This window comes from Mesorhizobium sp. C432A (assembly GCF_030323145.1).
Lineage (GTDB): Bacteria > Pseudomonadota > Alphaproteobacteria > Rhizobiales > Rhizobiaceae > Mesorhizobium.
The window spans coordinates 4,716,822-4,741,345 of sequence record NZ_CP100470.1; the positions used below are offsets into that span (position 1 = coordinate 4,716,822).

A 24,524-nucleotide genomic window follows, 5' to 3' on the forward strand; every position below is an offset into this window, starting at 1 on the left:
AATGTCCAAAGCCGCCGAGATCGACATCGTCTCCGTTTCGAAAGTGTACGGAACGACGACTGCCGTCGAGGCCATCAGCCTGAAGATACCGGCAGGCACCTATTGCTGCCTGCTTGGCCCCTCCGGCTGCGGCAAGACCTCGACGCTGCGCATGATCGCCGGCCACGAAAGCATTTCGTCGGGCGATGTCCGCCTCGGCAACATCGTCGTCACCGACTTGCCGCCGGCAAAGCGTGGCACGGCGATGATGTTCCAGTCCTATGCGCTGTTTCCGCATCTCGACCTTGTCGACAATGTCGCCTTCAGCCTGAAGATGAAGGGCGTCGACAAGGAGCAGCGCCGTGCCAAGGCGCTCGACATGCTCAAGCTGATGCAGATGGAGGCCTATGCGACGCGCCGGCCGGCGCAGCTTTCCGGCGGCCAGCAGCAGCGTGTTGCACTCGCCCGCGCTCTGATCACCGATCCCGAGGCGCTGCTGCTCGACGAGCCGCTGTCGGCACTCGACCCGTTCCTGAAGATACGCATGCGCGCCGAGCTGAAGAAATTGCAGACCTCGCTCGGCATCACCTTTGTCCACGTCACCCACAGTCAGGAGGAGGCCATGGCATTGGCGGACCTGATCGTGGTGATGAATGACGGCCGCATCGAACAGGCTGCGCCGCCACGAGATGTGTTCGAAAGGCCGGCCACCGCCTTCGTCGCGCGCTTCATGGGCGACCACAATGTCATCTCCGGCCGGGTCACCGGCGCGCGCGACGGCATGGTCGTCTTCGACGTCAATGGTGGCGCCTCGCTCGCCGCCCGCGGGCAAGGCCGGGAGGCGGGCCAGGAGGTGGGCACGCCGATCGACATCGCCATCCGCACCGACCATGTGCGCATCGGCGAAGCACCCTCTCCCGGCCTCGGCTTCACCGGCATCGTCTCCAACATCGAGTATCGCGGCGCCACGGTGAAGCTGTCGGTCACCGGTGCCGGCATCGACGATTTCACGGTCATCATCGACGATTCCGACTTCTTCGCCAAACCCGTCGCCCTTGGCGGCGCCGTACCGCTCGCCTGGGATTCCGAGGACGCCATCGTCCTCGGGCGCCTTCATTCATGAGTTCGCAAAACAAAACAGGGGAATAGGAATGACAAAAACAGTAGAAACAAAGACCGGAATTTCGCGCCGTTCGTTGCTCAAGACAGGTGCGGCCGCCGTCGGCCTCGCCGCAGGCTCGGGCGCCATTAAAGGCTTCCCGACCATCTGGGCGCAGTCCAACATCACGCTGCGCCAGTTCGGCACCGGCGTGTCGAACCTGAACGCGATCGCCGACAAGTGCAAGGCCGACCTCGGCATCACGCTGGAAATGACGGCGACCGATTCGGACGCGGCCGCCCAGCGCGCCGTGACCCAGCCCGACAGCTATGACATCGCCGACATCGAATACTGGATCTGCAAGAAGGTGTTCCCGAGCGGCGTGCTGCAGCCGATGGATGTCAGTAAGCTGAAATACTACGACGAGCTGGTGCCGTTGTTCAAAACCGGCAAGCTGACGCCCGACAGCATCATTGCCCAGGGCACCGCGCCGCACACGGTCGGCTATGTCGAAGCGCAGGACTCAAAGACCTTCGCCAAGGCGCCGACCAAGTGGTTCACCATGGTGCCGACGATCTACAACGCCGATACGCTAGGCATCCGGCCCGACCTCGTCGGCCGCGACATCACCACCTGGGCCGACTATCATGGACCCGGCCTTCAAGGGCAAGACCGCGATCCTCAACATCCCGTCCATCGGTATCATGGATGCGGCCATGATCATGGAGGCCACAGGCAGCATCAAATATGCCGACAAGGGCAACATGACCAAGGAAGAGATCGACAAGACGATCGACTTCCTCATCAAGGCCAAGCAGGCCGGCCAGTTCCGCGCCTTCTGGAAGTCGTTCGACGAGAGCGTCAACCTGATGGCATCGGGCGAAGTGGTCATCCAGTCGATGTGGTCGCCGGCCGTCGCCGCCGTCCGCTCCAAAGGCATCGCCTGCCGCTTCCAGCCGCTCAAGGAGGGCTACCGCTCATGGGGCGGCGGCCTTGGCCTTGCCGCCCATCTCAAGGGCGCCGAACTCGACGCGGCCTACGAATACATCAACTGGTATACGTCGGGCTGGGTCGGCGGCTATCTCAACCGCCAGGGCTACTATTCCGCCAATATGGTCTCGGCCAAGAAGTTCATGTCCGACGACGAATGGGGCTACTGGATCGAAGGCAAGCCGGCCAAGGGCGAGATCAAGGCGCCGGACGGCACCGTCATGGAAAAGGCCGGCGCCGTGCGCGACGGCGGCTCGTTCGAAGAGCGCATGGGCAAGGTCGCCTGCTGGAACTCGGTCATGGACGAGGACCGCTACATGGTGAAGCGCTGGAACGAGTTCATCGCGGCGTAGAGCGGACGCGTTCACTGTGATGTTGCGATCCTTCGCGCCCCCCTCTGTCCTGCCGGACATCTCCCCCACTTGGGGGGAGATTGGCAGCGTCATGGCCGGCTCTTCGTTAGCAACGTTGGAGTTTGGCGAAGGCCGTTATGAGAGTTCGATCTCCCCCCTCGTGGGGGAGATGTCCGGCAGGACAGAGGGGGGCGCGAAGGATCGCAAGTCATCGCGATCACGCGGAGGATTTTCCCAATGACAGTCGCGCTCGAACGCCCCGCCATCGCAGCAGCCAAGCCCGCCAGACGCCGGCGCTTCTCCATCAGTGCCGTCACGCCCTACCTCCAATCGGCGCCGCTGGCGCTCATCCTCGGTGCGTTCCTGCTCTTGCCAATCATCATGATCGTCGTCGTCTCCTTCTGGGATTATGACTTCGCCGCCATGTATCCGGATTTCCTGACGACGAACTATTTCGACGTGCTGGGATCATGGGTCACCTGGAAGACCTATCTCAACACCATCAAATTCGCTGCCATCGTCTGGGCCCTGACCTTGTTCATCGGCTTCTGGGTGGCCTATTTCCTCGCCTTCCATATCCGCACCACCGCCATGCAGATGGTGCTGTTCCTTGTCTGCACGGTGCCGTTCCTGACCTCCAACATCATCCGCATGATCTCGTGGATCCCGGTGCTTGGCCGCAACGGGTTGATCAACTCGGCGCTGGTGCAGTTGGGGCTGGTGCCAAAACCCATCGAATGGCTGCTCTATTCGGAATTCGCCGTGGTGCTGGCCATGGTGCATCTCTACACGCTGTTCATGGTAACGCCGATCTTCAACACGTTGATGCGCATCGACCGCTCGCTGGTCGAGGCCGCGCGCGATGCCGGCGCGTCCGGCTGGCAGGTCTTGTGGAACGTCGTCATCCCGCTGGCCAAGCCCGGCATGGCGATCGGCACCATCTTCGTCGTCACGCTGGTGATGGCCGATTTCTCCACTGTGCAGGTGATGTCGGGCGGCCAGAGCGCGTCGGTCGCACTGATGATGAAGAACCAGATGTCGCTGCTGCAGTATCCCGCAGCCGCCGCCAATGCCGTAGTGTTGCTGGTGTTGGTACTGTTGATGGTCGCGGGCATCCTGCGCATCGTCGACATCCGCAAGGAGCTTTGAGGTGAGCCACGAAAAACGCACCCTCGAATTCTATGTGCTTGCGGTCTTCTTCACTCTGTTCGTGCTGTTCCTCTACGGCCCGCTGTCGGCGATCCTGATCCTTTCTTTCCAAGGCGAGACCGGCGGCCTCACCTTCCCGCTCAAAGGCGTGTCGCTGCACTGGTTCGCCAATCTGTTCGAGCGCCAGGCGGTCGGCGATTTCGGCGGCAGCTTCAAGCGCTCGCTCGTGCTCGGCCTTATGGTGATGATCGTCACCGTCGTCGTGTCGCTGCTGGCAGGGCTCGCTTTCCGGCAAAAATTTCGTGGCGCCACCGCTTTGTTCTACCTGGCGGTCGCCAGCCTCGTAGTACCCTCGATCATCATTTCGCTCGGCATCGGCGTCGTCTTCCAGCAGGTCGGCTTCCGCCCAGCCTGGTACACATCGGCCTTCGGCGCGCACCTGACCTGGACCTTGCCCTTCGGCGTGCTCATCATGTTCGCCGTCTTCAACCGCTTCTCGCCCGCCTATGAGGAAGCCGCGCGTGACCTGGGCGCCAACTCCTGGCAGACCTTCGCCCATGTCGTGCTGCCGATGATCGCGCCGAGCCTGATCGGCGTCGGCCTGTTCGGCTTCACGCTGTCCTATGACGAGTTCGCCCGCACGCTGATGACGTCGGGCACCTTCAACACGCTGCCGCTCGAGATCTACGGCATGACCACCAATGTCACGACGCCGGTGCTCTACGCGCTGGGCACGGTGACCACCGTGTTCTCCTTCCTGGTGATCCTGGCCACACTGGGCGCCATCCTCTATGTTGGCCGCAGGCGGGCCAGGGTTTGATTGTGCAGATACTGGTGGTGAACCCCAACACGACGGCGAGCATGACCGAGACGATCGCGGCGGCGGCGCGCGGCGTTGCCGGCGCCGGGACCGAGGTGATCGCGGTCACCTCCTCGATGGGCCCGGCCTCGATCGAGGGCTATTATGACGAGGCATTGGCCGTGCCCGGCCTTTTGATGGAGATCGCCGCCGGCGAACGTGCCGGGGCTCAGGCCGCCATCATCGCCTGCTTCGACGATACCGGCCTGGATGCGGCACGCGCCATGGCCTCCATTCCGGTCATCGGCATCTGCGAGGCCGCACTCAGTGTCGCCTCCTACATTGCCCAGCGCTTCACAGTGGTGACGACCACCGAACGCTCGCGTGTCCCTGTCGAGGGGCTGGTGCAGCGCTATGGCATGGCCGGGCGTGCCCGCGTGCGCGCCGCCGACATTCCCGTACTCTCGCTTGAAGACGCTGCTTCCGGCGCTGTCGAGAAACTGCGCGCCGAGATCGCCCGCGCCATAGCGGAAGACCGCGCCGAGGCCATCGTGCTCGGCTGCGCCGGCATGGCCGACCTGGCACACCGGTTGCAGCAAGAGTTCGACCTGCCCGTCATCGACGGCGTCGGCGCCGCCCTCAAACAGGCCGAGGCGCTGATCGCATTGGGCCTGTCGACCTCGAAGCGCGGCTCCTATGCCAGTCCGCTGGCCAAGCCCTATCGCGGCGTGCTGAAATCCTTCTCGCCGGGGGTGGTCGCCGCGGAGTGAACGCTATGAAGCCTACCGTCCGCGCATTGTCTCCGCCGGAACTTACCGTTCTCATCGACTGGGCGGCGGCTGAAGGCTGGAACCCTGGCCTTGACGATGCCGCGGCGTTCCGGCCAACCGATCCTGAAGGGTTCATCGGCGCTTTTGTCGACAACGAGATGACCGCCGCCATCTCGGCTGTCGCCTATGGCGGCAACTTCGGTTTCATCGGTCTCTACATCTGCCGACCAGACATGCGCGGCAAAGGCCATGGCAAAGCAGTCTGGAATGCGGGCATGGCCAGGCTGGCCGGCCGAACGGTCGGCCTCGACGGGGTCGCCGCGCAGCTGGCGAATTATCGCCGCACGGGATTCAGCTCGGCGTACGAAACCATCCGCTTCAGCGGCCGTATCGCGACCCCGCCCGTCCGAAGCGAAGGGGTGCGCATGATAACCACGCAACTCGTGCCCGACATCATCGTCTATGACGCCCGCTGTTTCCCCGCGCCTCGACGAGCCTTCCTGCACCGCTGGGCGCAGCCGCCGCATTGCGGGTTCGCCGCGATCAGTTCACTCGGCACCATAGGCTACGCCGTGGCTCGTCCCTGCCGTTCGGGTTACAAGATCGGCCCGCTGTTTGCCGACGACACCGAGACGGCGATGCAGCTCATGGGCAGTCTGGCTGCCGCATGCGAAGGTGGCGACCTGCATATCGACGTTCCTGCCGAAAATTTCGATTTCACCAAGGCGCTTGCAGCGATTGGTTTCAGGCCGACCTTCACCACCACGCGCATGTACAAGGGCCCGCCTCCGAAGGTCGACTCGCGCCGAATATTTGGCGTGACGACCCTGGAGTTGGGGTAGATCCCGGCGCCGGCTGACAGGCTTGGTTTTTCGGGAGCCGGCGGGCGATGGACGAGCCGATCCGTAGTAGCGCCGCCTAAGTCGAATTGTCTGATGTCTCAGGCGGCGCTACGTCGTCCCGGCACGGGGTTACCCGGCGTCTCGTGGCCGATCGGCGTCACCAGAGTGAGGTCGGGATAGCCGCTTTCGATCAGCTCGACGGCGGCCTGCGCCACCTCATCGTCCGCCTGCAGCATGGACATGAAGACCTCGGTGCTGTCGCCGACCAGTCGGCTGATGCCTTGCGCATCGGCCGGTCCGCATTCGACGATGACCAGATCATAGGCGGTGGTCAGCGACTGCATGATGATCGGCAGCCGGTCGGCGGCGCGCATGGCGCGCACCGGATCGGCGGTGCCGACGGGAACGACGTGGCAGTCCGAATAGAGGTCGGCGTGGATGACGTCGCTGAACTGCGCTTCCGAAGCCAGCAGATTGGTGATGCCGGGGAAAAGTCCGCTGTCCAGCATCGGCCGCGACGCCGCGCCCGATGCGGTCAGATCGAGCAGCAACACGCGCAGGCCGGCGTCGGAGACTTCGCGCGCTACCAGCACTGCCGAGGCCGCCGCCTCATCGCCTTCGGGCGAGACGAAGATGGCGCGCGCAGCACCGCTGGCGATCAGCTTCTCCGCCGCCTTCTCGACATCGATCTCGCCAAGGCTGGAGCGGACAGGTTCAGGTTCGGCTTGCGGTTCGGAACCGGCAGCCGCTGCTCCTTCCAGCACTGAAGGAGCCGGCTCGGGCTCTGGCACCAGTTCAGACTCCACGGTCGTCGGCTGATCGTCCACTTCCACGACCTCAGGAGCCGGTTCCGGGTGGACGACCGGCGCCGACATTGCCGGCATCGCAACCTGCTCGATACGCTCGAAGCGCGCCCCTGGGGCCGGACGCATGGCGCGGCCGGAAAACAGCTCCTGCAGCAGCGTGATGACCGACATCAGCAGCAGCGAGCCGACTAAGGCGGCGCCGACGATCGGCACGAGCTTGGGGAAATAGGGTTCCGACGGCACGCGCGCCTCGGAAAACACGCTGGCATCGACCGGCAGGTAATTCTTGCGCGAGGACACTTCGCGGAAGCTCGCCATATAGGATTCAAGCTGCTGGCGCCGGACGTTCGCCTCGCGCTGCAGCGCATCCAGCTGGACCTGCTCCTCGCCGGCCCGCGACGACGCCGCTTTCAGCTTGTTGACGTCCGATATCAGCTGGTTTTCGCGCGCCTGGGCGGTCTGCGCCTGCGTCAGCAACCCGCGCATGATTTTTTGCGCTTCGTTGCGGATCTGGCCGTCGAGATCGGCAAGCTGCGACCTCATCGCCCGCAGGCGGGGATGGTTGTCGAGCAAGGTGGTGGAAAGATCGGCGATGTTGGTTCTGAGCTCGATCTGACGCTCACGCAGCCGCTGGATCAGATCGGAAGACAGCACTTCGGGTACAGCGTCCAGCGAACCGCCATTCTGCAAAGCCTGGCGCACCCTTTCGGCCGTTGCCTCAGCCGAGGCGCGGCTGGCGCGCACACGCGACAGCTCGCTCGATAATTCGGACAATTGCTGTGTCGCCAGCACCGAATTGTTGCCAGCCATCAACAGGTCCGACTGAGCGGAGCGGAAGGCCGCGACCTTGGCCTCTGCATCCCTGACCTGCTTCTGCAGCTCCTCGATCTCCGGCCCGAGGAAGGCGGTCGCGGCGGCGTTCGACTTGGTCTTGGCATCCGCCTGGTAGGCCAGGTAGGCCTTAGCAATGGCGTTCGGAATGTCGGCGGCAAGCTGGGGATCTTCAGAGGAAAATTCGACGGCGATGACGCGGGTCTTTTCCACGCCATAAACATTGAGCTTGTCGCGCATCTTCGTCAGCACGCGCTCTTCGAGCGGAATTTCTTCCGGATCGCTCTTCAGCCCGGCAATGACCAGGAGCCGGGTGACCGGCGACATGCCGAGCGCATCGTTGAACTCGGGCTTGTCGCCCAGCTTAAGGTCGGCAGCCACCTGCTTGAGAATGTCGGACGAGGAAATGACCTGAACCTCGGTTGCTACACCTTCCGCATCGAGCACAGGTTTGTCGTCTTCATTGGTGCCGGCAGGCCGCGTATAGGCCGATTCGCTCAACTGGATTTTCAGCTGCGTCGTGGCCTTATAATGCGGCGTGGCAAGCCACGCGAACGCGAAGGCGAGACCAGTGACGAGAAGCGTGATCACAAGAATGCGCAGCCAGTTCCGCGCCAGGCTGGCGAAGAGCTGTCTCAGGTCGACATCGACATCTGCGGCCGCGGACTGGTCGGACATGCATTCCTGCTCCGGACATGAGGCTAGATGGTAGCGTAAACAACTATGGTAACTCAGCCGTTAAGATCGCGGTAAGCAGCTGTTAGGGTTTGCTGACATCCGGTAAACAAAGCCAGCAAAACTATACGGCTTTTTGTCGATTGCCGCCAAATCGGCCGCGTCCCTTTACCGGCCATTAACCCTAACAGGATGATAACGAACCCAGATCCTTAAGGTTTGCCGCCGTGTCCTGGCGGCCATAGCGACGAAGGTGTGTGTCCGATCATGAAAAGCGCTGCTGGTCTGTTTCGCGCTCTGCTGGCCGTGTCGATCCTCGCCGGCTGCTCCAGCTACCGGCCGACGCCGGCGGCCTTCCACGAGGTACTCGACCAGCCCTATCGGCTCGGCGCCGGCGACCGTGTCCGCGTCACCGTGTTCGAACAGGACGGTCTGACCAACACCTACAGTGTCGATCAGTCCGGCTACATGTCCTTCCCGCTGGTCGGCGCGGTGCCGGCGCGCGGCCACACGGCCCAGCAGCTGGAAAAAGCGCTCGCCGACAAACTGCGCCAAGGCTATCTGCGCGACCCCGACGTGTCGGTCGAGATCGATCGCTACCGGCCGATCTTCGTCATGGGCGAAGTGGGCGCCGCCGGCCAGTATTCCTACGTGCCGGGCCTCACCGTGCAGAAGGCCATCGCGATTGCCGGCGGTTTCTCGCCGCGCGCCAACCAGGAAAGCGTCGACATCACCCGCGACATCAACGGCAAGGTGATGACAGGCCGGGTGGTTACCTCCGATCCGCTGCTGCCGGGCGACACGGTCTACGTTCGCGAACGCCTGTTCTGACATCAACGTGGCGGACCAGCTCAGGATCGTCCACTGCTTTCGCTCACCCGTCGGCGGGATCTTCCGGCATGTGCGCGACCTGACGGAGGCCCAGCTCGCCGCCGGACATGTTGTCGGCATCGTCTGCGATTCGACCACCGGCGGCGAATACGAGGAACGCCTGTTCGACCAGATGAAGGACAGCCTGGCGCTCGGCATCCATCGCACGCCGATGCAGCGCCATGTCGGGCCGGGCGACTTCGCCTCGGCCTGGCGCACTTACAGGATCATCAAGGAATTGCAGCCGGACGTGTTGCACGGACATGGCGCCAAAGGTGGCGCCTATGCCCGTCTGTTCGGCTCATTGTTGCGGGTATCTAGGTCTCGCGTAGCCCGCCTCTATTCGCCGCATGGCGGCTCCCTCCACTATGATGAAACGACGACGACCGGGAAGCTGTTCTTCGCGCTCGAGCGCTTCATGGCGCGCTTCACCGACTGCCTGCTGTTCGTCTCCGACTATGAGCGGCGCACCTATCGCAAGAAGGTCGGCGAACCGCCTATCCCGAACACGCTGGTCTATAACGGCCTGCGCGCCGCCGAGTTCGAACCGGTGGTCGCACAGCCCGACGCAGCCGACCTGCTCTACATCGGCATGATGCGCGACCTCAAAGGACCTGACATTTTCATCGACGCGCTGGTGCTGGCCGGGTCCCAGCTTGAGCGCCGCTTGACCGCGGTCATGGTCGGCGATGGCGACGACCTGCCGCGCTACCATGCGCAGGTGAAACGGCTGGGGCTCGAAAAACAGGTCCGCTTCTTGCCGCCTATGCCAGCCAGGGAGGCCTTTGCACTGGCCGACCTCGTGGTTGTGCCGTCTCGCGCGGAAGCCATGCCCTATATCGTGCTGGAGACGCTGGCCGCAGGCAGGCCGATGATCGCCACGGCCGTCGGCGGCATTCCCGAAATCTTCGGTGAGGGATCCCCTGCCCTGATCCGTCCCGATCCGCGCCAACTCGGCGACAAGGTGGGTGAAGCGCTGCGCGATCTCGACGCATACCGGCGCGTCATGCCTGACACCGCCAGGCTCAGGGCGCGATTCGGCGCCGATGTGATGGCCGCCGAAATCGAAAAGGCCTATTTCGCCGCGCTCAACAGGTAGACGACCGTCCAAAACCACAAGTTGTTCTCAAGGTTTTTTTAGCTCTCTTTCTGCTATCGTCATGGCGGAACCTTGTGGGAAACCCGATGAACGAGACCGACCCCACGCGCCGCTTTTCGGCCGATGCGGTGCGCAAATTCGGCAGTCCTGCCGAGAGCCCCACGCCCGGCGGCATGAACAGTGTTGCCCGCCAGGTCGCCTCGCAATACCGGCGCGATACGATGTCGCCGGTCATGGTCAGCGGCGTACTGCGCATCGTCGAATTCGGCTTGCTGTTCCTGTCGGGGCTCGCGCTCTACTTCCATTTTGTCGGCTTCTTCAACTATCTCGCCTGGCAATATCCGCTGACCATTGCCGCGGCGTCATTCGTGGCCGTGGTGCTGCTCGACGTCAGCGATTGCTACCAGATCTCCGCCTTGATGCGACCGATCTCCAATCTCGGTCGCGTGCTGATGGTCTGGGCCGGCACCTTCGCGCTGATGGCGCTGACGGCCTTCATCATGAAAATGTCGGAGGATTATTCGCGTCTGCTGTTCGGCACCTGGTTTGTCGTCGGCCTGCTTCTGCTGTTCGGCCTCAGGCTGGTGATGTCGAAGCTGATCCGGCGCTGGGCGCGCAACGGCCGCATGGAACGCCGCGCCGTCATCGTCGGCGGCGGCAAGGCGGCCGAGATGCTGATCCGCTCGGTCGAGAAGCAGCCAGACAACGACATCCGCATCTGCGGCATCTTCGATGACCGCGGCGACAAGCGCTCGCCGCCGATCGTGGCCGGCTATCCCAAGCTCGGCACCATTTCGGAGCTGATGGAATTCGCCCGCATCGCGCGCATCGACATGCTGATCGTGTCGCTGCCGCTGACTGCCGAAACGCGCGTGCTGCAACTGCTGAAGAAGCTCTGGGTGCTGCCGGTCGACATCCGGCTCTCGGCGCATTCGAACGCTTTGCAGTTTCGCCCGCGCGCCTATTCCTACATCGGCTCGGTGCCGATGCTCGACATCTTCGACAGGCCGATCAACGACTGGGATTCGGTCGCCAAGCGCGCCTTCGACATCGTCTTCTCGCTGATCGGCATCATCCTGTTTTCACCGGTGATGCTGGCGACTGCCATCGCCATCAAGCTCGACAGCAAGGGTCCGGTGCTGTTCAAGCAGAAGCGGCACGGCTTCAACAACGAGATCGTCGAAGTCTACAAATTCCGCTCCATGTATACCGATCGCTCGGACCCGACCGCCAAGCAGACGGTGACCAAGAACGATCCGCGCGTCACCCGCGTCGGCCGCTTCATCCGCAAGAGCTCGATCGACGAGCTGCCGCAGTTCTTCAACTCGCTGTTCGGCACGCTGTCGCTGGTTGGCCCGCGCCCGCATGCGATTGCCGCGCAGTCGCACAACCTTCTCTACAACGAGGTGGTCGACGGCTATTTCGCCCGCCACAAGGTCAAGCCCGGCGTCACCGGCTGGGCGCAGATCAATGGCTGGCGCGGCGAGATGGACACCAATGAGAAGATCCGCATGCGCACGGAATACGACCTCTATTACATCGAGAACTGGTCGATGCTGTTCGATCTGCGCATCCTGCTCATGACGCCGCTGCGGCTGCTCAACACGGAAAACGCCTATTGAGCGCGATTTCCCATGATTTGTCGCAGGCTGCGGTCAACAAGTTGCCGCCCTCGGCGGTCAATGCCAAGCTGATCGCGCTGATATCGTCGGGCGCGGTGTTTTTCGGCGTCTTCCTGTCAGGCTTCGTCATCGACGAGCCGGCGCCTTACGATCTTTTCATGGTCGGGCTGATCCCGGTGTGGGGGCTGTTTGGACTGCGCATATCGCGTGCCGCCGCGCCGCTGCTCGTGCTGCTGATCACGATGAACATCGGCGGCATGATTGCCATGACGCAGATGGCCGATCTCGCCAACACACCGCTCTATCTCGCCGTGTCGCTTTTTCTCGCTTTCACCGCGGTGTTCTTCTCGTCGGTGACTGCGGTGCAGCCCGGCCTCTACCGGCTGATCTTCATCGCCTATGTCGTCTCCGCGGTGGTGACCTCGCTGCTCGGCATTGCCGGCTATTTCCACGCTTTCCCGGGCGCTGAAATCTTCACCAGATACGACCGCGCCCAGGGCGCCTTCCAGGATCCGAACGTGTTCGGGCCGTTCCTGGTGCTGCCCGGCATCTATCTGCTCTATCTCCTGTTGACCGGCTCGATCGCGCGCATGCCGCTTCTGGCGGTGCCGCTGCTGATCATCACCGCCGGCATTTTCTTCTCCTTCTCGCGCGGCGCCTGGGGCATGTTCGCCGTCTCGGCCATCCTGCTCACCGGCGCCCTGTTCCTGCAAAGCAACAGCGGCAAGTTCCGGCTGCGCGTCATCATCATGAGCATTGCCGCCGTCACCCTGCTGGTGGTCGCCATGGTCGTCATCCTGCAGCTGCCCGGCGTCGGCGAGATGTTTTCCAGCCGCGCCCAGCTCGAACAGAGCTACGACACGGCGCGCCTTGGCCGCTTTGCCCGCTACACGATCGGCTTCGAGATGGCGCTCGAACATCCGCTCGGCATCGGCCCGCTGGTGTTCGGCACCATTTTCGGCGAAGACACGCACGACATCTGGCTGAAGACGCTGATGGATTATGGCTGGCTCGGCTTCGTCTCGTTTCTGTCGCTGACGCTGTGGACGATCGCGGCCGGCTTCCGCATCCTTTTGCGCGACCGGCCGTGGCAGCCCTATCTGCTCTGCGCCTACGTCGCTTTCATCGGCAATATCGGGCTCGGCACATTCATCGATATCGACCACTGGCGCCATGTCTACCTGCTGCTCGGCCTGATCTGGGGCGCGATCGCGCTGGAATACAGGCATCAGCGCGGGTTGCGGGCGGTGGCGGCAAGCTAAACCGACGGGAACGCCGCCGAGTTCGGATGACCCCGCCCTGCTGACGGATTGTCGGGATTTCCTCTATCTCGCGATGCCGGCAACCCGCTCGGGGTATTGCACTGCCAGCATCGATTTGTCGGCGTGATCGGCGAAGATAGCGCTGACCTTTTCGGCGTCGAACCGCGCCCGTCGCTTGCGCTTCTCGTCGTTGAGCAAAATCCCGCTGATGGCGTCGAACTTGCGGCCGAGGTTTTTCAGTATGCCTCTCTTGATCGGCCAGCTGCTGCTGAAACGGCCGGCCCAGGGAGTGCCTTTCGCCAGATCGCGATAGATCGCCATGGCGTCGACCTCGACACCGATCGGCGGACGGTCCCAGGGCTTGCCCCAGGCGAAGTGGCGGGCGTAGCAGCGGCTGAAAGGGATCTGGCTGGTGTAGTTGGTCATCACGTTCCAGAACGGGTGCATCGTCTGCCACCTGCCCTCGAAAGCCACGTTCAACGCACCTTGATCCATCCCGTAAGCCTGCTCGGAGGCCAACTGCCGGGTACGCTCCAGAAGCCCCTCCTGCCTGACCAGCGGCATGTTGAACACCAGCACGCCGGCATTGAACTTCGGCGCCCCTGGCTGCATCGGCAAATGCTGTCGATACTTTACGTCGAAATAGGTCTGCTCGTCGTGTGCGGCCAGCAGCGGAGCGTTGAGCGGGGTGTTGCAGAGATCTGCTATCGATCGGTTGAAAAGCACATCGGCGTCTGAATAGGCGATGCGGTCGTATGGCTCGAATTGAGGCAATTGATCGGCGAACAGCCTGATGTAGGTCGCAAGCGTGGGATGCGTTCCACGATTGAAGTTCGTCGCCTCCATGAACTTCGTTACGTCGATGATGCCGATCCTCCCCTCGAGCAAACGCTCACCGGCAGACCGGTCGTCACTGGGAATGACGCCGGTGTGCAAAATAAAGCCGTCGACGGCGCCGGACAAATCCAACACACGGCGCGCCGCCAAGCAGGTGTACGGAAAATACCTTTGATCGGCGGCGAAAAAGAAGCATGGCTTTTGCGACACAGTCTAATTCTCCTGCCCTGCGCCTTACGGATCAAAGTCGCGAATATCTCAAGCGAAACCGCCGAGTATTTCAGGAAACTGCACGGCCATCGCACCGGCAAGGGCATGCTCGGCATAAATCCTATGCACCTTGCTTCCATCATACCTTGCCCGCCGCCGATACCGATCCTTGGCAGGCAACATCCCCATGATGCCGTCGAATCTGCGAGCGAATCGCCTCATGACGCCTCGCTCGAAGGGAATGCGCTGCCGGAAGGGCTGGAGCCAAGGCGTATCCCTTGCCAGACCGCGCCAGACGGCAAGCGCCTCAAGTTCCACGTCGACCTGGCTCCCCCACGGCTTGCCGCCGGCGAAATGCCGGGCATAGGCTTGGGCGAACCGAAATTCCTTCGTATTGTTGGACATCAAATTCCAGTTCGGATGCATCGTCTGCCACTTGCCCTCGAAGACGATGTTCAGCGCGTTCTGATCGTTCATCTGCCCGGCAACGGCGACATCTCTGGCGCGGTGCAAAAGTCCCTGTTCACGCACCAGCGGCATGTTGAAGACGATGATACCGGCATTGAAGTAAGGCGCTCCCGGCTGCATCGACAATTTGTGCCGGTAGCCTGGGCGGAAGTACATATAATCGTCATGGGCGGCCAACAATGGGGCATGAAGTGTCTGGCCCACCAGGTCACCTATATCCCGATTGAAGAGGACATCACAATCAACATGGGCGATGCGGTCATAGTCCGCGAACTGAGGCAGTTGGTCGGCGAAAAGCCGAACAAAAGTGCCGACATTGCTTGGCCGGAAAGTATGACCGGCCTGCGCAAACAACGCCGATACGTCCATTATGCGAAGGCGATTCTTCAGCAGGCGTTCAGCAACACGCATATCGGCATCGCGTGCGCCGAAATGCAGGATGAAGCCTGGCGTTGCGTCTCCCGAAACGTCCAGAATTCTGCGCGCCGCCAAGCATGCATATGGGAAATAGTTGGCGTCGGCCGCTAGAAAAAAACAGGAATTTGCCACGCGCAGTCCTTCTTATCGGTATTGGGCGAGCCATACCGTCTCGGTATTGGGCGAGCCATACCGTCTTGGCGTTGCGCCGACAAGGCCGGATGCCTCGCGATTTTTCCGGTCCAACGCGCCGTTTTAGCGCTTGCACCATAACCCTTGAAAATATATGGCTTTGCGCGGTCCGGAGTGTAGCGCAGCCCGGTAGCGCACTTGACTGGGGGTCAAGGGGTCGTCGGTTCGAATCCGGCCACTCCGACCAAACAAATAGTTGGCCGCTTCCCCCAAGGTGGCTACCGTCTTTTCGACTTCCCGCAAACAAGGTGCATTCTTAAGCCGCCATGCTGGCGTGCCGCTCGATAAAGAGTTCGATGGGACCTGTGAGAAAAGCAGCCTCCTGCTTGATCTTCTCGTCGCTCCATTCCCACCACCGGATCGCCAGCAATTTCGCAATAACATCCTGTGAAAAGCGATACCGGATAAGCTTGGCCGGGACCCCGCCGACGATCGCGTATGGCGGCACATCCCTGGTGACAATGGCGCCGGCCGCAACAATAGCGCCATCCGCGATGTGGACGCCTGGCATGATCAGCGCTTGGCGGCCGATCCAGACATCATTGGCGATGGTAATGCCGACGGGTTTGCCGCCGTGCGAATTGAGATCGGTCGCGTTCATCATGCGGCTGTGGATCGGAAAAGTGGTTGCAGCCCAAGGCACGTGGCTTCCCCCGGAACATTCAAAGCTCACGTTGCCGGCGACCGAACAGAACGCCCCAAGGGCCAACGGAGTGGCGGCAGACGCTCCAAGCACCTTCTTCCGGCTCACCCCATAGGTGTGACGTCCAACGGTCACGCTTGGGGGCAGCTTGGATCGAAACAGATTCCTCATGCGCAGCCAGCCCGTCACAGTGACCTCTTAAGCTTCTGGAGCAAGAGATCCGCGGGAGTCCGCCATAGACGATATCGACTGGCCTTTGCAACCTGCTGGCCGACTGGCGCCATGCCGTACGCGTTAAAGAACGCATGAACACGCGGCTCAGCGAACTGCTTTTTGCCTCGGGTATTGTAGTGTCGGATCGGCAGGCTATGAGGGCTTATGATTCGGCCGTTTTGAGAAAGGGCTACCCCGAGGCAGAACTGCTCGGGCGCCCAAGTGTCGGTCACCTTATGAACGGCCTTGATAGCGGCGAAGGCGTCCACCATGGCTGTGAGGTTGTCCCGGTGGATCCCGACGATGCCGCTGTTCCACATCGGTTCCTGGCCGGTCAGGACCTGGCCGCCGACGCTGATGTTCTTGCCCGGCAGCGCGTTCTGATAGATGCGATGCGGCCCTTCGCACAGGCGCATAGTGGAATGGGTCGCAGAGATCGAGCGGAAGCCCTTCGACGGGTCACCCACCGGGTACATGTCGGTGTCCATGAAAAGGAGCCGATCTGCTCGCTGCAAAAGCTCACGCATAGCCCCGGCCTTGATACCGAAATGGTAGCTTCCGCCGAAAGACCACTGGTCTTTCTGTTCGGCCGTTATGAGCATTGTCTCAACAGGATAAGCGCGAAATAGGTCAGTCCTGTCCGTTGCGACGACTATTCTGGCGGTCGGGCAATGGTGCAAAAGCTTGAGGGCGCTGAGTAGCGCGCCGCGATGGTAAAGCTCGTTCTCACCATAGGCGATGTAACCAAAAACGTCGTTCATTCCGCCACGTATAATGAGTCGTTCAATCTTCTACTAGCTGCGCTCGCAGTCGTTTTGCTCCCAGAAATCTCCTGCTGAAATCAGCCGACGATTACTACTGGCACACATCGACCCATTCGGCATCGACAATCTGTGCCATGCGCTCAGGGCTCAGCCGCACCGCGGCGTTGGTGGCGCCGGCCGCGGGCACGACTTCATCGAAGGCGCGCAGCGAGACGTCGCAATAGACCGGCAGCGGCGCCGGCAGGCCGAACGGACAGACGCCGCCGACGGGATGGCTGGTAATCGCGACAACCTCATCGGCGTCCAGCATCCGCGGCTTGCCGCCGAAGCGGTCCTTGAACTTGCGGTTGTCGAGCCTCGACATGCCCCCGGCCACGATCAGCATGGTCTCACCGCCGACGCGCAGGCAGATGGTCTTGGCGATCTGCGCCGGCTCCACGCCATGCGCCTCAGCCGCCAGCGCCACCGTCGCCGAACTCGCTTCGGTGACGAGCACTTCGACATCGGGCGCATGGGCAGCCAGGAAGGCGCGCACGGTCTCAAGGCTCATCTCGGCATCGTCCCATTCGAAAAATGCGGTTAGCGTTCACACTGGATAGCTTCACGCTCGGTCGGCGGCAACCTCCCCGCCCCTCGACGGCTGCAGCGGTACCAGGCCAGGCGGGCCGCGCCGCATGTCGGCAATGGAAGGCGCATCCCCCGTGCGGGAGATGTGTTCGGGCTGCTGCCTTGGTAGGTCGCAATGGACCAGGGCCGGCGCTGATGCTGTGCTCCCACGACCAACCGGAGAGATCATCATGCTCAAGCTCGCCTCGGCTCTGGCGCTGCTGCTTGTCGGGACGGCGCCGCTGCTTGCCGACGACATGCCGATAAACGCGGACGCCATCAAATGGGGCCCTGCTCCTGCTGTCCTGCCCGCCGGCGCGGACATGGCTGTCATCGCCGGGGACCCCTCGAAGGATGGCATCTACGTGCTGCGGTTGAAGCTGCCGGCCGGCTACAGGATTGCCGCGCACAACCATCCCACCTCGGAGTATGTGACGGTGATTTCCGGCAATTTTCATATCGGCATGGGCAACAAGCTCGACGAGACCAAAGGCATCGAACTGACCGCCGGCGGCTTCGGCGTAGCCCCACAGGGAATGAACCATTACGCCTGGACGACAAGCGCTACGATCGTCCAGGTTCATGGCGAGGGGCCGTTCGCGATCACCTACGTCAACCCGGCGGACGATCCTAGCAAGAAGTGACATTCGCCATTGGGCGAATGCAACAAGCCCGCCAGGGCAAACCATGGCGGGCTTGTTGAACGACGCTTGGCCGTTGTTTATGAAACGGACCGGTTTTCCACAGGCGCCGTGGGCGCCGGGGCATCGATCAGGGCCGTTTCCGGCAATTGCAATGCTGCGGCGATCCGGCGAAGTTTCGTCGGATCGGTGTCCTTGCCGCTCTCTATGTCGGCAATCTCGCTGGTCGACAGACCGCAGGTCAGGGAAAGCTCTTCAATACTGTATCCCTTTGTCTCCCGGATGGCTTTGAGGCCGGGGTGCTCAAGCGCTACATCGGCCGCAACATCGGCCGCCAGCCTGGAGAAGGGTTCGTGCTTTGCAGTTTGGGGCATTGGCAACTCCATGGGGCTAAAGAGTTTTGGATCAAATGATAGGGTGTTGCCTGAGAGCCGGGACAATGCCCGCTTGACGGCGATTTGCCAAGGCCCAAACCGACCGTCACAGCATCGTGAACCGGCGTCAAAACCGCAGGCGCCAGGGCACATATAGGATCTCCGCCCCGATCTCCCAATCAAGTTCTTTTGAAGGGCCGCACGCCGAAGTGTTCAGCGGTTTTGCGCCGCTCGCGCGTTAGCCTGATGTTGCTGGCAGTCGCATCGGGCCAGCTTTTCCCAAGAGGATCAGATCCATGACATTCAAGACATCAGCCATCGTGCTCGCCACGATTTCAGGCCTCGCCGGCGCGAGCATGGTCGCGGCGCAAGCCGCCGAGGCCGTGCGCATTCGCGGCACGGTGACCGCCTTTGCCGGAGCGACGCTGACGGTGAAGACCCGCGAAGGCGCTACCGACGCCATCGCGCTGGCTGAAGGGTGGAAGATTTCCGGCGTCGCCAAGGCGGATGCCGGGGATATCAAGCAAGGCGATTTCCTCGGCATTGCCTCTGTTTCGAAGGCCGATGGCGGCAGCGGCGCGCTTGAGGTGGTGATCTTCCCGGCCGCGCTCAAAGGCGCCGGCGAAGGCGACCGCCCGTGGGATCTCGAGCCCAACAGCCGGATGACCAACGGCACGGTCGCCGATGTCACCGAGATTGCAGGTCGCACGGTGACGCTGACCTACGACAATGGCCAGAAAAAGCAGATCGCGATCCCGCAGACGACGCCGGTGGTGACCTTCGCGCCGGCGACGCCCGCCGACCTCAAGCCTGGCTCTGTGGTGTTCGTCAACGCCGAGCGCGGCAGCGACGGCAAGCTGACCGCGGGCCGGGTCGTGGTCGGCACCAACGGCGTCATTCCGCCAATGTAAGTTGCCGACGAAGCGGCCAGACACAATCCAGAAACAAAATTCTACAGTCCGGAAAAACTGTCGAAAAGTTCGGAGGCGATAGTCATGACTGCGGGGTTCACCGGGACCGATCTTGCTCGGTGACGGTCAAATTCAGCCCGCGCAGAAAAGGAAACGAAGTCATGAAGAAGTCCCTCCTGTCGGCTCTCGGGCTGGCTTTTGCCCTGGCTGTCTCTCTGCCCCTCATCGGCGCCAGCAGAGCCGACGCAGCATCGCTGCACAAGAAGCATCACCATCATCATCATCACAACAAGCATCACCGCCATCACCATCACCACCACCACCACCACCACAACAAGGTGGAGGCCAAGAAGGCCTGACACGGCCGACTTGCCCAACGGGAAGGCTGGCCCTGGAGTCCTCGCCAAGGCCGCCTTCCCGTTTGTTTTTGCCAGGCGACATGTGGAAAAGCTGAAGGCAGGATTCGATGGCGCCGATGCGCCAGAACGCGAGCAACCACAGCGCACCCCAACGAACGTATCAGGCGCAAGGCCGACAACACAGCGGTTGCCAGTTGCAGGACACCACGGGTCTCTCAATGCTGTCGGAACCCGCTAGGACGGCGCCGCGAACGCGAGCACTATTGCGATCAAAATCAAAAGCGGTCCCATCCATTTGAAATGCTTCGCGACCTGCAGCCACCATGGCTGCTGACCTTTCTGGGCCTGAAAAGGACTTTGGAGCAGCCCAAAACCAACGCCTGTCATCCACAGCCCAGCGCAGAACATGATGAACTCGTCGATGTAATTTGCGACCACGCCCGTCTCCTCCGCCGGTACCTTTGGACTGGCGTTATAGTCGCAGCCGGGAGTGGCAGAAAGCGCGGTGCCAAGTGGCGGCAATGACTGCTGCCGCCACCTGACAAGAGCCGGGCGCGGACTCGGTCTTGGCCGGCCATTTGGGCACGCCACGGTGTGACCTTCGCATGGGATGCCGCGCCGCTACCTCAGCGGCCTTCACGCGAAAATGCATGGTCGATGCCGGCCCCGCCAGGCGCCGTCCGTTGGCGAAGGCTAAAAATCGACGTCGCGAAAAAACGCGAAGAAAATTCGAACCACGCATGAACCTTTGCTTTGGAGGCCGCACTAACCGGCATGGACGCCGAGAAGGCGATCCCAACACAGAAGGACGCCATGGTGGCGATCCTCGATCCAGAGAAGGAAATGCTCAAATGACCAACTTCAAGCGCATCACGCTCGCCGCGGCCCTCATCGTCTCGGCCTTCGGTTCGGCTTCCGTTCCGACCTCGGCTTTCGCCAACGGCACGCATCCCACGGGCGACGGCGGCGCGGTTTGCAAGGGCTCCGGTCATTGCCTGGTGCTCTCGATCGAGTGCAAAGGCACCTATACCGACGCCACGGACAAGAATGGCACTGTCTATGGCAAGTGCAGCCAGACCGCGCAGGTTTCGCCGCAGGCCAAGATCAAGCTCGCCAAGTAATCGGCCGCAGATCAGGGAAATGCGGTCGTCCGCGGGACGGCCGCCATTTTCTTTTTGTTTTCGTGAATTGTTTTAGCGCCGGCTGAGCAACAAGCTGGCGAGAAGGCCGACCACGACTAACCCAACAGCAGCGGCTGTTGCCGGACGATCGCGCGCCGTCTTTTCGATCGCCCTGCCCTGCTTCCTGATCGCCGGCAGCGCATCGCTGACAAGGTCGGCAAGCTGCCCATAATAGTCCGAAGCGGCATCGCGCCCGTCCTCGTAGTAAGCACCGCCGCGTTTGGCCACGACTTTGCGCAAGGCGGCGAGCTCTTTGGAAAGGGTCGCGACCTGCTTTTCGAGATCGAGATCGGAGAGGGTCGAAAGCGATGCCATGATTGTTTTCCTTCTTTTTGAGAGAAGGCCAAACGCATGGCCGCAGAACCGGTTCCGGTCTGCTTGCCCGAGGCAGCGGAAAGGTTAGCGCACCTGGTCGAGCAGGCGCTTGCACTCCAGGAGGTCAAACAGCGCCTCCTGCAGCAAGGCCCGGTTGTCGCGCGACAGTTTCGATGCGCCGGGCTGGACCGGACCTTCCTCCTCGGTCTTGCCCAGGCCGAAAAAGCGGCGGCTGGGTTTTACCTTGGGCTGGCCGACCAGCATCTCGTCATCCATGCCGCGCGGCTGGGCGGCTGGCGTCAGCGGCACCTGATCGGCCTGCCTGCGCTGCGAGATCGCTTCGACGGCAGCCATGTCGCCATTGCCGATGGCGACCAGGAAATGGTTGCCGTTCTCGCGCAGCAGTTTCTGCACGCCCTTGATCGTGTAACCCTGGTCGTAGAGCATGTGGCGGATGCCCTTGATCAGTTCGACATCCTGTGGCCGGTAGTAGCGGCGGCCGCCGCCGCGCTTCATCGGCTTGATCTGGTTGAAACGGGTTTCCCAGAAGCGCAGCACGTGCTGCGGCAGATCGAGATCCTCCGCGACCTCGCTGATGGTGCGGAAAGCGTCGGGGCTCTTGTCCATGGGCGAAATCCTCACGCTGGACGGCGATCCGGCCCAGTCTGCCGAATCGGGTATCATTTCAGCGGTTTATGAAACAATATTCAAGCCCGGCGTCAAAACGGCCCGGCGTTTTCAACCGAAGCCTGCGGCAGAACCTATTTGCCGCCCTTGGCCTTGCTGTTCTGGTGCGAGCGCAGGATACGGCTTTTCAGCACGTTCGACGACTTGAAGGTCATCACCCGGCGCGGCAGGATCGGCACTTCCTCGCCGGTCTTGGGATTGCGGCCGATGCGTTCGTTCTTGGAACGGACGTGGAAGGTGGCGAAGGACGACAGCTTCACCGTCTCGCCGCGTACGATGGCTTCACAGATTTCGTCCAGCACCGCTTCGACGAGTTCTGCCGATTCAGTGCGTGACAAGCCGACCTTACGGTAAACAGCTTCGGCAAGGTCGGCGCGCGTAAGTGTCTTTCCCCCCATGCGACCGTCCCATCAGTTCAAAAAACATAAATCGATACAGGTAAAGGCAGAGCCTAAGTAATTGATCCGGCAAGGTCAAGGACCGAAACCGGACCGTTCGGCACTTACCAGCGAACGAGAACCGCGCCCCAGGTGAAGCCGCCGCCCATCGCTTCCAGGAGCACGAGATCACCCTTCTTGATGCGACCGTCGGCGACAGCCACCGAAAGCGCCAGCGGCACGGAAGCAGCCGAGGTGTTACCGTGCAAATCGACGGTGACCACCACCTTTTGCTCTGCAATCCCGAGCTTCTTGGCCGAAGCGTCAATAATGCGTTTATTGGCCTGATGCGGCACGAACCAGTCGAGGTCGCCGGCGGTTATGCCGGCCTGCGAAAACGTCGCCTCGATGACATCGGTGATCATGCCGACGGCGTGCTTGAACACTTCGCGGCCTTCCATCCTGAGATGGCCGACCGTGCCGGTGGTCGAGGGACCGCCATCGACGAAAAGCTTGTCCTTGTGGGCGCCGTCGGAGCGCAGGCTCATCGCCAGCACGCCACGGTCGGCAATGCCGCCGGTGCCCTCATCCGCTTCCAGCACCAGCGCGCCGGCGCCGTCGCCGAACAAGACGCAGGTCGAGCGGTCGCTCCAGTCGAGGATGCGAGAAAAGGTCTCCGCGCCGATCACCAGCACGCGCTTGGCGAGGCCGCCTCTGATGTAGAGGTCGGCGGTGGTCACCGCATAGACGAAGCCCGAGCACACCGCCTGCAGGTCGAAGGCAAAGCCGTGATGCATGCCGAGCCGGTTCTGGATCTCGACGGCGGTCGCCGGAAAGGTGTTGTTGGGCGTCGAGGTCGCCAGCACGATCAGGTCGATGTCGGCAGGCGTAAGACCAGCATTGTCGAGCGCTGCGCGCGCCGCCGCCTCGCCCAGCGACGCCGTCGTCTCGTCATCGGCGGCTATATGACGCTGGCGGATGCCGGTGCGCTGGGCGATCCACTCGTCCGAGGTCTCGACCATGCCTTCGAAATCGGCATTCTTCATGATGCGGCGGGGCAGCGCAGCACCGGTGCCGCGCACGACTGATCTGATCAAAGCTCTTTCCTATTCCTTTTCGTCGACGGTGGCGTCGGATTTCCTGCTTGCCTGGGCATGCGGGTTGCGCGCATGGAACAGGTCGAGATCGGCCTCGATGCGGTCGATCAGATTGTTGCGCACCATGTCATAGCCAAGCTCGATGGCCGCCGCGAAACCGTCCGAATCGGCGCCGCCATGGCTCTTTACCACGATGCCGTTCAGACCCAGGAAAACACCGCCATTGGAGCGGCCCGGATCGAGCTTTTCGCGCAGGCGGTCAAAAGCGCCCCTGGCGAAGACATAGCCGATCCTGGCCATCAGCGTGCGGTTCATCGCGGCGCGCAGATAGCCTGAGATCTGGCGCACAGTGCCTTCTGCCGTCTTGAGCGCGATGTTGCCGGCGAAGCCCTCGGTGACTACCACGTCGACCGTGCCCTTGCCGATGTCGTCACCCTCGACGAAGCCATGATAATTCATCGAGGCCATGTTGGCCTCGCGCAGCATGCGCCCGGCTTCCTTGACCTCTTCCTGTCCCTTGATCTCCTCGACGCCGACATTGAGCAGGCCGACTTTCGGCCGGTCGATGCCGAACACCGAGCGCGCCATGCCGGTGCCGAGAATGGCAAAGTCGATCAGCTGGTGCGCATCGGCGCCGATGGTGGCGCCGACATCCAGCACCACGCTCTCGCCGCGCATCGTGGGCCAGATCGCCGCGATCGCCGGACGATCGATGGTCGCCATCGTGCGCAGGCAGAACTTCGACATCGCCATCAGCGCGCCGGTATTGCCGGCCGAAATGCAGGCCTGCGCGCTGCCACTCTTGACTGCTTCGACAGCCTTCCACATCGACGACTTCCAGCGGCCGTGGCGCAGCGCCTGGCTCGGCTTGTCATCCATCCTGACCGCGACTTCGCAATGGTGGAACTCGCTGACCTCGGCCAGTTTGGGAAATTTGGCGAGTTCGGGGCGCACCAATTCCTCGCGCCCATATATGACGAAGCGGATGTCGGGACGCCTGACGGCGACCGTCATGAGTGCCGGGATGACCACGTTTGGCCCGTGATCGCCACCCATGGCATCGATGGAAATCCTGATCACGCGGTC

27 protein-coding genes, 1 tRNA gene and 1 pseudogene are annotated in these 24,524 nt (G+C 62.2%); 15 read left to right on the plus strand and 14 right to left on the minus strand.

From position 1 onward, the window contains the following. Window position 1 precedes the first annotated feature (1 nt). Complete coding sequence (locus tag NLY33_RS23100) at window positions 2-1,102, plus strand: ABC transporter ATP-binding protein (protein ID WP_023669397.1); 1,101 nt, start codon at window positions 2-4, stop codon at window positions 1,100-1,102. On the opposite strand, the gene NLY33_RS23105 is transcribed toward NLY33_RS23100, so the two are convergent. Continuing rightward, window positions 1,097-1,318: a hypothetical protein gene (locus tag NLY33_RS23105; protein WP_245261202.1), complete on the minus strand. Its 222-nt coding sequence runs from the start codon at window positions 1,316-1,318 to the stop codon at window positions 1,097-1,099. The two genes, NLY33_RS23100 and NLY33_RS23105, sit on opposite strands and share 6 nt — an antisense overlap. Between NLY33_RS23105 and NLY33_RS23110 the strand changes: the two are divergent. The 5 genes and pseudogenes from NLY33_RS23110 to NLY33_RS23130 all read left to right on the plus strand — a co-directional run bounded on the left by NLY33_RS23110 (window position 1,227) and on the right by NLY33_RS23130 (window position 5,981). Beyond that, window positions 1,227-2,421 (plus strand): annotated as a pseudogene (locus NLY33_RS23110) (ABC transporter substrate-binding protein). The gene NLY33_RS23105 and the pseudogene NLY33_RS23110 sit on opposite strands and share 92 nt — an antisense overlap. A gap of 237 nt (window positions 2,422-2,658) precedes the next feature. Next, window positions 2,659-3,570, plus strand: a complete 912-nt coding sequence (locus NLY33_RS23115) for an ABC transporter permease (protein WP_023705046.1) — start codon at window positions 2,659-2,661, stop codon at window positions 3,568-3,570. Between the two features lies 1 nt (window position 3,571). Further along, the gene (locus NLY33_RS23120) at window positions 3,572-4,390 is read left to right on the plus strand and encodes an ABC transporter permease (protein WP_023705047.1); all 819 of its coding nucleotides are present in this window, start codon (window positions 3,572-3,574) and stop codon (window positions 4,388-4,390) included. Between the two features lie 2 nt (window positions 4,391-4,392). After that, window positions 4,393-5,139, plus strand: coding sequence for an aspartate/glutamate racemase family protein (locus NLY33_RS23125; protein WP_023669393.1), 747 nt, complete (start codon window positions 4,393-4,395; stop codon window positions 5,137-5,139). 5 nt (window positions 5,140-5,144) lie between these two features. After that, window positions 5,145-5,981 (plus strand): GNAT family N-acetyltransferase, encoded by an 837-nt coding sequence (locus NLY33_RS23130; protein ID WP_023705048.1) that lies wholly within the window; start codon window positions 5,145-5,147, stop codon window positions 5,979-5,981. A 98-nt stretch (window positions 5,982-6,079) separates the two neighbouring features. Here NLY33_RS23130 and NLY33_RS23135 read toward each other — a convergent pair whose 3' ends face one another. Next, window positions 6,080-8,296: a GumC family protein gene (locus tag NLY33_RS23135; protein ID WP_023705049.1), complete on the minus strand. Its 2,217-nt coding sequence runs from the start codon at window positions 8,294-8,296 to the stop codon at window positions 6,080-6,082. Window positions 8,297-8,560: 264 nt separating this feature from the next. Here NLY33_RS23135 and NLY33_RS23140 point away from each other — a divergent pair, with 264 nt between their 5' ends. The 4 genes from NLY33_RS23140 (at window position 8,561) to NLY33_RS23155 (ending at window position 13,146) form a co-directional block, all read left to right on the plus strand. Continuing rightward, window positions 8,561-9,124, plus strand: coding sequence for a polysaccharide biosynthesis/export family protein (locus tag NLY33_RS23140; protein ID WP_023682330.1), 564 nt, complete (start codon window positions 8,561-8,563; stop codon window positions 9,122-9,124). Between the two features lie 7 nt (window positions 9,125-9,131). After that, entirely contained in the window at window positions 9,132-10,262 is a 1,131-nt protein-coding gene (locus NLY33_RS23145; RefSeq protein ID WP_023705050.1) for a glycosyltransferase, read from the plus strand. A gap of 86 nt (window positions 10,263-10,348) precedes the next feature. Next, on the plus strand, window positions 10,349-11,884 hold the full coding sequence (locus NLY33_RS23150; RefSeq protein ID WP_023708658.1) for an undecaprenyl-phosphate glucose phosphotransferase: 1,536 nt from the start codon (window positions 10,349-10,351) through the stop codon (window positions 11,882-11,884). Then, entirely contained in the window at window positions 11,881-13,146 is a 1,266-nt protein-coding gene (locus tag NLY33_RS23155; RefSeq protein WP_023705051.1) for an O-antigen ligase family protein, read from the plus strand. Before NLY33_RS23150 ends, NLY33_RS23155 begins: the two co-directional genes overlap by 4 nt. A gap of 63 nt (window positions 13,147-13,209) precedes the next feature. On the opposite strand, the gene NLY33_RS23160 is transcribed toward NLY33_RS23155, so the two are convergent. Both NLY33_RS23160 and NLY33_RS23165 read right to left on the minus strand, forming a co-directional pair. Beyond that, window positions 13,210-14,193, minus strand: coding sequence for a glycosyltransferase family 8 protein (locus NLY33_RS23160; RefSeq protein WP_023705052.1), 984 nt, complete (start codon window positions 14,191-14,193; stop codon window positions 13,210-13,212). Window positions 14,194-14,241: 48 nt separating this feature from the next. Beyond that, complete coding sequence (locus tag NLY33_RS23165) at window positions 14,242-15,210, minus strand: glycosyltransferase family 8 protein (RefSeq protein WP_084626323.1); 969 nt, start codon at window positions 15,208-15,210, stop codon at window positions 14,242-14,244. Window positions 15,211-15,380: 170 nt separating this feature from the next. Between NLY33_RS23165 and NLY33_RS23170 the strand changes: the two genes are divergently transcribed. Next, window positions 15,381-15,457, plus strand: a tRNA-Pro gene (locus NLY33_RS23170). Between the two features lie 69 nt (window positions 15,458-15,526). On the opposite strand, the gene NLY33_RS29700 is transcribed toward NLY33_RS23170, so the two are convergent. From NLY33_RS29700 to NLY33_RS23185, 3 genes are all read right to left on the minus strand, one after another. Continuing rightward, window positions 15,527-16,102 carry a CatB-related O-acetyltransferase gene (locus NLY33_RS29700; RefSeq protein ID WP_280790704.1) on the minus strand — a complete coding sequence of 192 codons (576 nt, stop codon included), beginning with the start codon at window positions 16,100-16,102 and terminating at the stop codon, window positions 15,527-15,529. Next, complete coding sequence (locus NLY33_RS23180; protein ID WP_023705056.1) at window positions 16,099-16,887, minus strand: hypothetical protein; 789 nt, start codon at window positions 16,885-16,887, stop codon at window positions 16,099-16,101. The genes NLY33_RS29700 and NLY33_RS23180 overlap by 4 nt, the downstream gene beginning before the upstream one ends. A gap of 94 nt (window positions 16,888-16,981) precedes the next feature. Beyond that, complete coding sequence (locus NLY33_RS23185) at window positions 16,982-17,440, minus strand: YbaK/EbsC family protein (protein WP_023705057.1); 459 nt, start codon at window positions 17,438-17,440, stop codon at window positions 16,982-16,984. A 247-nt stretch (window positions 17,441-17,687) separates the two neighbouring features. Between NLY33_RS23185 and NLY33_RS23190 the strand changes: the two genes are divergently transcribed. Beyond that, on the plus strand, window positions 17,688-18,140 hold the full coding sequence (locus NLY33_RS23190; protein ID WP_023708661.1) for a cupin domain-containing protein: 453 nt from the start codon (window positions 17,688-17,690) through the stop codon (window positions 18,138-18,140). Between the two features lie 77 nt (window positions 18,141-18,217). Here the strand turns inward: NLY33_RS23190 and NLY33_RS23195 are convergent, their stop codons facing one another. Next, window positions 18,218-18,664, minus strand: coding sequence for a helix-turn-helix domain-containing protein (locus NLY33_RS23195; RefSeq protein WP_245262868.1), 447 nt, complete (start codon window positions 18,662-18,664; stop codon window positions 18,218-18,220). A 143-nt stretch (window positions 18,665-18,807) separates the two neighbouring features. On the opposite strand from NLY33_RS23195, the gene NLY33_RS23200 reads away from it, so the two are divergent. Both NLY33_RS23200 and NLY33_RS23205 read left to right on the plus strand, forming a co-directional pair. Beyond that, a complete protein-coding gene (locus NLY33_RS23200; protein ID WP_023705058.1) occupies window positions 18,808-19,422 on the plus strand; it encodes a hypothetical protein in 615 nt (204 codons plus the stop codon). A 161-nt stretch (window positions 19,423-19,583) separates the two neighbouring features. Further along, window positions 19,584-19,781 carry a hypothetical protein gene (locus tag NLY33_RS23205; protein ID WP_084013643.1) on the plus strand — a complete coding sequence of 66 codons (198 nt, stop codon included), beginning with the start codon at window positions 19,584-19,586 and terminating at the stop codon, window positions 19,779-19,781. 234 nt (window positions 19,782-20,015) lie between these two features. Here NLY33_RS23205 and NLY33_RS23210 read toward each other — a convergent pair whose 3' ends face one another. Beyond that, window positions 20,016-20,219, minus strand: coding sequence for a hypothetical protein (locus NLY33_RS23210; protein ID WP_023669377.1), 204 nt, complete (start codon window positions 20,217-20,219; stop codon window positions 20,016-20,018). Window positions 20,220-20,632: 413 nt separating this feature from the next. On the opposite strand from NLY33_RS23210, the gene NLY33_RS23215 reads away from it, so the two are divergent. Beyond that, window positions 20,633-20,902 carry a hypothetical protein gene (locus tag NLY33_RS23215; RefSeq protein WP_023669376.1) on the plus strand — a complete coding sequence of 90 codons (270 nt, stop codon included), beginning with the start codon at window positions 20,633-20,635 and terminating at the stop codon, window positions 20,900-20,902. Window positions 20,903-20,974: 72 nt separating this feature from the next. Here the strand turns inward: NLY33_RS23215 and NLY33_RS23220 are convergent, their stop codons facing one another. The 5 genes from NLY33_RS23220 to plsX all read right to left on the minus strand — a co-directional run bounded on the left by NLY33_RS23220 (window position 20,975) and on the right by plsX (window position 24,518). Beyond that, the gene (locus NLY33_RS23220; protein ID WP_023705060.1) at window positions 20,975-21,277 is read right to left on the minus strand and encodes a hypothetical protein; all 303 of its coding nucleotides are present in this window, start codon (window positions 21,275-21,277) and stop codon (window positions 20,975-20,977) included. Between the two features lie 84 nt (window positions 21,278-21,361). Further along, window positions 21,362-21,904, minus strand: a complete 543-nt coding sequence (locus NLY33_RS23225; protein WP_023669374.1) for a MerR family transcriptional regulator — start codon at window positions 21,902-21,904, stop codon at window positions 21,362-21,364. Between the two features lie 134 nt (window positions 21,905-22,038). Continuing rightward, the gene (locus NLY33_RS23230; RefSeq protein ID WP_006201891.1) at window positions 22,039-22,362 is read right to left on the minus strand and encodes an integration host factor subunit alpha; all 324 of its coding nucleotides are present in this window, start codon (window positions 22,360-22,362) and stop codon (window positions 22,039-22,041) included. 104 nt (window positions 22,363-22,466) lie between these two features. Continuing rightward, window positions 22,467-23,438: a beta-ketoacyl-ACP synthase III gene (locus NLY33_RS23235; RefSeq protein WP_023705061.1), complete on the minus strand. Its 972-nt coding sequence runs from the start codon at window positions 23,436-23,438 to the stop codon at window positions 22,467-22,469. 9 nt (window positions 23,439-23,447) lie between these two features. Next, window positions 23,448-24,518 carry a phosphate acyltransferase PlsX gene (gene plsX, locus NLY33_RS23240; protein WP_023689496.1) on the minus strand — a complete coding sequence of 357 codons (1,071 nt, stop codon included), beginning with the start codon at window positions 24,516-24,518 and terminating at the stop codon, window positions 23,448-23,450. Window positions 24,519-24,524 lie beyond the last annotated feature (6 nt).

Coding starts and splice junctions, on each gene's coding strand:
- NLY33_RS23100 (WP_023669397.1), top strand. CDS start 2: ATGTCCAAAGCCGCCGAGATCGACATCGTCTCCGTTTCGAAAGTGTAC.
- NLY33_RS23190 (WP_023708661.1), top strand. CDS start 17,688: ATGCTCAAGCTCGCCTCGGCTCTGGCGCTGCTGCTTGTCGGGACGGCG.
- NLY33_RS23195 (WP_245262868.1), bottom strand. CDS start 18,664: ATGTGCCCTGGCGCCTGCGGTTTTGACGCCGGTTCACGATGCTGTGAC.
- NLY33_RS23225 (WP_023669374.1), bottom strand. CDS start 21,904: ATGGACAAGAGCCCCGACGCTTTCCGCACCATCAGCGAGGTCGCGGAG.
- NLY33_RS23200 (WP_023705058.1), top strand. CDS start 18,808: ATGACATTCAAGACATCAGCCATCGTGCTCGCCACGATTTCAGGCCTC.
- NLY33_RS23140 (WP_023682330.1), top strand. CDS start 8,561: ATGAAAAGCGCTGCTGGTCTGTTTCGCGCTCTGCTGGCCGTGTCGATC.
- NLY33_RS23205 (WP_084013643.1), top strand. CDS start 19,584: ATGAAGAAGTCCCTCCTGTCGGCTCTCGGGCTGGCTTTTGCCCTGGCT.
- NLY33_RS23230 (WP_006201891.1), bottom strand. CDS start 22,362: ATGGGGGGAAAGACACTTACGCGCGCCGACCTTGCCGAAGCTGTTTAC.
- NLY33_RS23135 (WP_023705049.1), bottom strand. CDS start 8,296: ATGTCCGACCAGTCCGCGGCCGCAGATGTCGATGTCGACCTGAGACAG.
- NLY33_RS23180 (WP_023705056.1), bottom strand. CDS start 16,887: ATGAACGACGTTTTTGGTTACATCGCCTATGGTGAGAACGAGCTTTAC.
- NLY33_RS23115 (WP_023705046.1), top strand. CDS start 2,659: ATGACAGTCGCGCTCGAACGCCCCGCCATCGCAGCAGCCAAGCCCGCC.
- NLY33_RS23130 (WP_023705048.1), top strand. CDS start 5,145: ATGAAGCCTACCGTCCGCGCATTGTCTCCGCCGGAACTTACCGTTCTC.
- NLY33_RS23215 (WP_023669376.1), top strand. CDS start 20,633: ATGACCAACTTCAAGCGCATCACGCTCGCCGCGGCCCTCATCGTCTCG.
- NLY33_RS23220 (WP_023705060.1), bottom strand. CDS start 21,277: ATGGCATCGCTTTCGACCCTCTCCGATCTCGATCTCGAAAAGCAGGTC.
- NLY33_RS23185 (WP_023705057.1), bottom strand. CDS start 17,440: ATGAGCCTTGAGACCGTGCGCGCCTTCCTGGCTGCCCATGCGCCCGAT.
- NLY33_RS23150 (WP_023708658.1), top strand. CDS start 10,349: ATGAACGAGACCGACCCCACGCGCCGCTTTTCGGCCGATGCGGTGCGC.